General features: G+C 66.8%; 5 protein-coding genes. 1 reads left to right on the top strand and 4 read right to left on the bottom strand.

All coding sequences use genetic code 11. The features are described 5' to 3' along the window. The 4 genes from E4L96_RS18615 to E4L96_RS18600 form a co-directional block, all read right to left on the bottom strand. Positions 1 to 917: Rossmann-fold NAD(P)-binding domain-containing protein (locus E4L96_RS18615; RefSeq protein ID WP_135208708.1), on the bottom strand; the 917-nt coding region annotated here is incomplete at its 3' end. Continuing rightward, complete coding sequence (gene pepP, locus E4L96_RS18610; protein WP_135208707.1) at positions 914 to 2,248, bottom strand: Xaa-Pro aminopeptidase; 1,335 nt, start codon at positions 2,246 to 2,248, stop codon at positions 914 to 916. The genes E4L96_RS18615 and pepP, both read right to left, overlap by 4 nt. Next, positions 2,245 to 2,961: an N-acetylmuramate alpha-1-phosphate uridylyltransferase MurU gene (gene murU, locus E4L96_RS18605; RefSeq protein ID WP_135208706.1), complete on the bottom strand. Its 717-nt coding sequence runs from the start codon at positions 2,959 to 2,961 to the stop codon at positions 2,245 to 2,247. Before murU ends, pepP begins: the two co-directional genes overlap by 4 nt. 31 nt (positions 2,962 to 2,992) lie before the next feature. Continuing rightward, positions 2,993 to 4,051 (bottom strand): aminoglycoside phosphotransferase family protein, encoded by a 1,059-nt coding sequence (locus tag E4L96_RS18600; protein ID WP_135208705.1) that lies wholly within the window; start codon positions 4,049 to 4,051, stop codon positions 2,993 to 2,995. A 103-nt stretch (positions 4,052 to 4,154) separates the two neighbouring features. Here E4L96_RS18600 and E4L96_RS18595 point away from each other — a divergent pair, with 103 nt between their 5' ends. After that, a complete protein-coding gene (locus E4L96_RS18595; RefSeq protein WP_135208704.1) occupies positions 4,155 to 6,395 on the top strand; it encodes an LPS-assembly protein LptD in 2,241 nt (746 codons plus the stop codon). Positions 6,396 to 6,462: the final 67 nt, after the last annotated feature.

Genomic DNA, 6,462 nt, shown 5'->3' with positions numbered 1-6,462 from the left:
GCGTCGCGCAGGCCCAGGTTCAGGCCTTGGCCCGCCACCGGGTGCAAGGTCTGGGCCGCATTCCCGATCGCCACCTTGCGCGCGGACGCAGGCGCCTCCGCATTGAGCCCCAGCGGGAACGCCACGCGCGGCGAGATCGCCGTGAAGCGCCCCAGCCGTGTGCCGAAGGCCTCGCCCAGCTCGCGCAGGAAGGCCGCATCGTCCAGCGACAGCAGCTCGGCCGCGCGGCCCGGCGGCACACACCACACCAGCGCATAGCCATGCCCGTCCGCGCCATCCTGCGGCAGCAGGGCGAGCGGCCCGGTGTCGGTGAAGCGTTCGAAGGCGCGGTTGGGCACCGGCGCGGACGCGGTCACGCGCGCGATCACGCCGGTCTGGCCGTAGTCGCGCTGCTTCGCACGCTGCTCCTGTTCCCCAAACACGCCGCCCTCGGCCTGCACGGCGATGGCGACATCCAGCGTGCTGCCGTCGTCCAAAAACAGGCGCACGCAGTCCGCGCCTTCTTCCGCTGCCTGCACGCGCACCGGCCGCAGGGTCTTGATGCCGTGCTTCGCGCACGCACTGGCAAGCGACGAGACCACATCGCCATAGCGTGCCACGTAGCCCAGCGCCTCCACCTTGTGTTCGGAGCGAGTCATCATGCTGCGGCCAAAGTAGCCGCGCCGCGACACGTGGATCTCATGGATCGGCGTGCCCGGCACCGGCCACGCATCGGCCTCCTCCAGCAGCAAGCGGCTGCCCCAGGACACCGCGATCGAACGCGGATCGGCCACCGCAGCCTCCAACGGCTTGCCGTCGATCAGGGCAATGCGCTCCGGCGCGATGCCGCGCTTGGCCAGCATCACCGCCAGCGCCATGCCCACCGGCCCTGCGCCGCAAATGCCGACGTCGATGTTGGGAAGCGTGGTGCTGCTCATCGTTGCCTCATCAAATGTTCGATGTCCGCCACGCTCTTGGGCGCAGCCGCGGACAGGATGGTGCAGCCGCTGTCGCCGACGATCACGTCGTCCTCGATGCGGATGCCGATATTCCAGAACTGCTCCGGCACGCCCTCGCCGGGCCGCACGTAGATGCCCGGTTCCACCGTCAGCGCCATTCCCGGCTGCAGCGGCCGCGAAGGCCGCCCCTCGGCGCGGAAGTCGCGGTAGAGGCCCACGTCGTGCACGTCCATGCCCAGCCAGTGGCCGGTGCCGTGCATGTAGAAGGGCAGGTAGGCGCGGGTGGCAATGGCCTCGCCCACGTCGCCACGCGCCAGCAGGCCGGTGTCCATCATGCCCTGCACCAGCACCTGCAGCGCCGCATCGTGCACGTCGCTGTACTTGCGGCCGGGCTGGATGGCCGCCAGCGCCGCGGCCTGCGCGGCCAGCACCAGCTCATAGAGCTCGCGCTGCGGCCCGCTGAACACACCGTTGACCGGATAGGTGCGGGTGACATCGGACGCGTAGCCATGCAGCTCGCAGCCGGCGTCGATCAGCACCAGCTCTCCATCCAGCATCTGGCGGTTGTTGGCGTGGTAGTGCAGCACGCAGGTGTGCGGGCCGGACGCCACGATGGACGTGTAGGCCGGGTACTGCGAGCCATGGCGGCGGAACTCGTGCAGCAATTCGGCCTCGATCTCGTACTCGTACATGCCGGGCCGCGTGGCGCGCATGGCGCGGGCGTGCGCGTGACCGCTGATGGTGGCCGCGCGCAGCATGATGGCCTGCTCGGTGGCGTCCTTCAGCAGCCGCATTTCATCGAGCAGCGTGCGCAGGTTGTGCTGCGATTCCGGCGCCGCCACGCCGGCGCGCGCGCGCGCGCGTACGGCATCCAGCCACGCGGGCAGCTTGCGGTCCAGCTGTGCATTGGCGCCCGGCGTGGTGTACACCGCGCTGGAATCGGCCAGCAGGTCCGGCATACGCGCATCGAGTTCGTCGATCGGATGTGCTTCATCGAAGCCGAATTCCACACGCGCCGCGTCAGGACCATAGCGGAAGCCATCCCAGATCTCGCGCTCGGGATTCTTCTGGCGGCAAAACAGCACCGCACGGCCATCGGCGCGCAGCACCAGCAGCGCTTCCGGTTCGCCGAAGCCGGTCAGGTAATGGAAGGAGCTGTCAAAGCGGTAGGGGTACTCGCTGTCGCCATTGCGCGGCACTTCCGGCGCGGTGGCGATGAGGGCCACGGAACCCGGCTGCATCTGCGCGGCCAGCCGCGCGCGACGGTCTGCGTACACGCTGGCCGGGACCGTGAGCGGCGTGCTGCTCATGCCGATTTGGCGCCCAGTGGCGCGTTGAGTTCCTCCAGCTGCCGCTCGGTGCCCACGTTGACCCATTCGCCATCGTAGATTTCGCCGCCGACCAGGCCCTGGTCGATAAACTTGCGCATCAGCGGCGCGAACTTGGCATGCTCGCCCGGCGTGATGTCCTCGAACATCTCCGGCCGGTACACGCCAATGCCCGCAAAGTTCCACTTCGGCTCACCGGTGTTGGAGAGCGTGTACATCTTGAGCGCGAAGTCGCCGTTCGGGTTGTGCCACGGGTTGGGCGTCAGGTAGAGCCACGCGATGTCGCGCTTGTCCTTGGCGTGCTCGTGGCCGAAGATATCCTTGTCATGCAGGACGTCCAGCACCTGCCGGTAGTCGAAGTAGGGGCAGTAGATGTCGCCCGACACCGCGACGAACGGTTCATCCCCCAGCAGGTGCAGCGCCTTGGCGATGCCGCCCGCCGTCTCCAGCGGCTCCGGTTCGTGCGAGTACTGGATGCGCGCGCCGAACTTGCTGCCATCACCCAGCGCTTCCTCGATCATGTGACCGAGGTGCGAGTGGTTGATGACGATGTCGGTGATCCCGGCCTTCACCAGGTTCTGGATCTGCCACACGATCAGTGGCCGCCCACGCACGGTGAGCAGGGGCTTGGGGCAGGTATCCGTGAGGGGTCGCATCCGTTCGCCGCGCCCGGCGGCAAAGATCATGGCTTTCATCGGCACTCGGAGAAGTTAGAAGGTATAGCGATCAGAAGGTGTACCGCACATCGGGCGCGCGGGCCTCGATCGAATCGAGGAGCTTGAGCAGCGGCTTGAGCGCGCCGTAGCGGTTGCAGGTCTTGCGCACATAGTCGAGCACCGTGGGCAAGTCGCCCATGTAGTTCGGCTTGTTGTCCCGGTAGTTCAGGCGGCAGAAGATACCGAGGATCTTGATGTGGCGCTGCAGGGCCATGAACTCGAAGTCGCGGTAGAAGTTGTCGATGTCCGGATCGACCGGCAGGCCGACCTGCTTGGCGCGCTGCCAGTAGCGCACCACCCAGTCCAGCACCACTTCCTCGTCCCACTGCACGTAGGCGTCGCGCAGCAGCGAAGCCAGGTCGTAGGTGACGGGGCCATACACCGCGTCCTGGAAATCGAGTACGCCGGGGTTGCCCTGGTCAAGCCACATCAGGTTGCGCGAGTGGTAGTCGCGGTGCATATAGACCTGCGGCTGCGCCAGCACGTTGGCGGCGATGGTGTCGAACACGCCCTGCAGCGTGGCGGTCTGCTTGTCGTCCAGCTGCACGCCCAGGTGGCGTTCCACATACCACTCAGGGAAGATATTCAGCTCGCGCATCACGAAGGCACGGTCGAATTCCGGCAGCACGCCGGGCTGGCTCGCGAGCTGGAACTTGATCAGCGCATCCACCGCGTCCGAGTACATGAAGGGCGCGTTGTCGATGTCGAGCCGCTGCAGGTAGGTGGTGGTACCCAGGTCCGACAGCAGCAGGAAGCCGTTGTCCACGTCGCGTGCCACGATGGCGGGCACGGTCACGCCGGCATCGCGCAGCAAACCGTCCACGTGGATGAAGGCGGGGACGTTCTCGCGCTCGGGCGGCGCGTCCATCGCGACCAGCGTGGCGCCGAGCTTTTCGCGCATCTCGGGCACCACGTCAAGGCGGAAGTAGCGGCGAAAACTCGCGTCGGCGGAGGCCGGGCGCCGGGTCTCGACCTGCACCAGGCCAGTGGTCGCCAGCCAGGTAGACAGCTGGGCCAGGCGCTGGTCGGGCGTGGCGGGAGACGGGGAGGGGGAATGCGAAAAAGACATTAATTAAGCGAAGCTGAGAGAATCGGGAAAAATTGGCTATTCCCATATAATACGGGATTCGTTCTGAAAAATCGTCCGAGATGGTTCTAACTCGCGCTGCTACATGACCTGGTTTCCGGCTTCACCGATCCCGCCACGCCGGGCCTTTGCTCTCACTGCCATCGCTGCTGCCGTGGCAGGGGCGGCGCACGCCCAGACGCCGCCGGCCAAGCGCACCCAGACGGACGACCCGGACGCCCCGATCGTGATCCGCGCGGAGGAAGTCACCGGCCGCCCGGAGCGCCAGCTGAACCTCGAACGCGATGTCGAAATCACGCGCGGCCAGACCCGCATCAAGGGCGACACCGCCTGCTACCGCGCGGTGGAAGACGAAGTCACCGCTCAAGGCCACATCCAGATGCAGCGCTTTGGCGACCGCTATGCGGGCGACCAGCTGCAGCTGAACATGTCGACCGGCCAGGGCTGGGTGCTCAAGCCCCAGTACCACCTGGAGATGAACAACGCGCAGGGCCGCGCCACCCGGCTGGAATTCCTCAACGACGAACAGGCCGTGGTCTCGCAGGGCACCTACAGCACCTGCGAGGGGCCGAATCCGGACTGGTACCTGACCGCTTCCCGGCTGACGCTGGACCAGGGCCGCGACGTCGGCGTGGCCACCAGCACGTGGGTGTACTTCAAGGGCGTGCCGATCCTCGGTGCGCCGGGCATGTCGTTCTCGCTGTCGGGCGCGCGGCGTTCTGGCTGGCTGCCACCATCGGTGGGCCTGGGCGCCAAGGGCAGCGGCGAACTGACGGTGCCGTACTACTTCAACATCGCTCCCAACCGCGATTTGACCGTGGCGCCGCGCCTGATGCTCTCGCGCGGCGTGCAGATCCTGCTTGATGGCCGCTACCTGGGCGAGACCGCGAGCGGCACCTACAACGGCGAAACCGCGCTCGAATACCTTCACCACGACAAGCAGACCAACACGTCCCGCTGGCTGGTGAATTCGCAGCACGCGCAGGTGCTGGTGCCCGGCTGGAGCTACGGCTGGGTGGCGCGCGCGGCGTCGGACGACCTGTACCCGTCCGACTTCTCCAAGTCGATTAACAACTCGGCCGAGCGCCAGCTGCTGCGCGAGCTGCGCACCGACTACAGCACTCAGTTCTGGAGCCTGTCCGCGCGGGCGCAGGGCTGGCAGGTGCTGCAGGACCCGGCCGCCGCGGCAGACCCGCGCCTGACGGTGCCGCGGCCGTACGACCGGCTGCCGCAGGTGAACTTCCACGCGGGCCGCTACGACGTCAATGGGTTCGACTGGGCGGTGGACTCCGAGGTGACCCGGTTCGACCATCCGACCCTGGTGCGCGGCACGCGCGAGGTGGTGCAGCCGCAGGTGTCGTACCCGATCATCCGTCCGGGCTTCTTCATCACGCCCAAGCTGCTGCTCAACGCGACGCGCTACCAGCTGGACGGGAACCTCGAACGCACGGGCATGAACCCGTACCAGAAGCAGTATTCGCGCACCCTGGGCACGGCCTCGCTGGATTCCGGCCTGGTGTTCGAGCGCGAGGCGCGCCTGTTCGGCCAGTCCGTCACCCAGACGCTGGAGCCGCGGGTGTTCTACGTGTACACGCCGTACCGCGACCAGCGCGATTTCCCGAACTTCGATTCGGCGGAGGCGGGCTTCAGCTTCGCCCAGCTGTTCACCGAAAACCGCTTCATCGGCAACGACCGCATCGCGGACGCCAACCAGGTGACGGCGGCGCTGGTGTCGCGCTTCATCGAGAGCAATGGTGCCGAGCGCCTGCGCCTCGCGGTCGGGCAGCGCTTCTACATCCACACGCCGCGCGTCTTCCTCGACAACACCGAGCACACCGAGCGCCGCTCCGACCTGCTGCTGGCGGCCGGCGGGCGGGTGACCTCGGCCTGGAATTTCGACAGCGCGATACAATATAACGGTGCGACGCACCAGGTTTACAACGCCAACTACGGCGTGCAGTGGACGCCCGGCGACAAGAAGGTGATCAACGCCGAGTACCGCTACACGCGCGACAGCTACAAGAACCTGGACGTGTCGAGCCAGTGGCCGATCGCGGCGCGCTGGTATGGCGTGGGCCGCGTGAGCTATTCGCTGCGCGACCGCAAGCTGCTCGAGAGCCTGGTCGGTCTCGAATACAAGGCGGATTGCTGGGTGTTCCGCATGGGCGCCCAGCGCTTTGTGACCGCGGCGCAGACCGTGTCGACGCCGATGTTCTTCCAGCTGGAGCTGAATGGCCTGTCGAAACTGGGCTTCGGCAGCAATCCGCTGGAGTCGTTCTACAAGAGTATTCCCGGCTACTCGCGCCTGAATCCGGCGAGCCGCTGATTTGATGACCCCGTCCACCCCATTTCGTCCACCCCTTCTCACACGAGTGCTTTTCCGATTATGCGCA

Origin of the sequence: Zemynaea arenosa (assembly GCF_004614185.1) — a bacterium.
Taxonomy (GTDB): domain Bacteria; phylum Pseudomonadota; class Gammaproteobacteria; order Burkholderiales; family Burkholderiaceae_D; genus Telluria; species Telluria arenosa.
The sequence above is the reverse complement of the archived record's forward strand: the minus strand, read 5'-3'. Positions and strand labels throughout refer to the sequence as shown.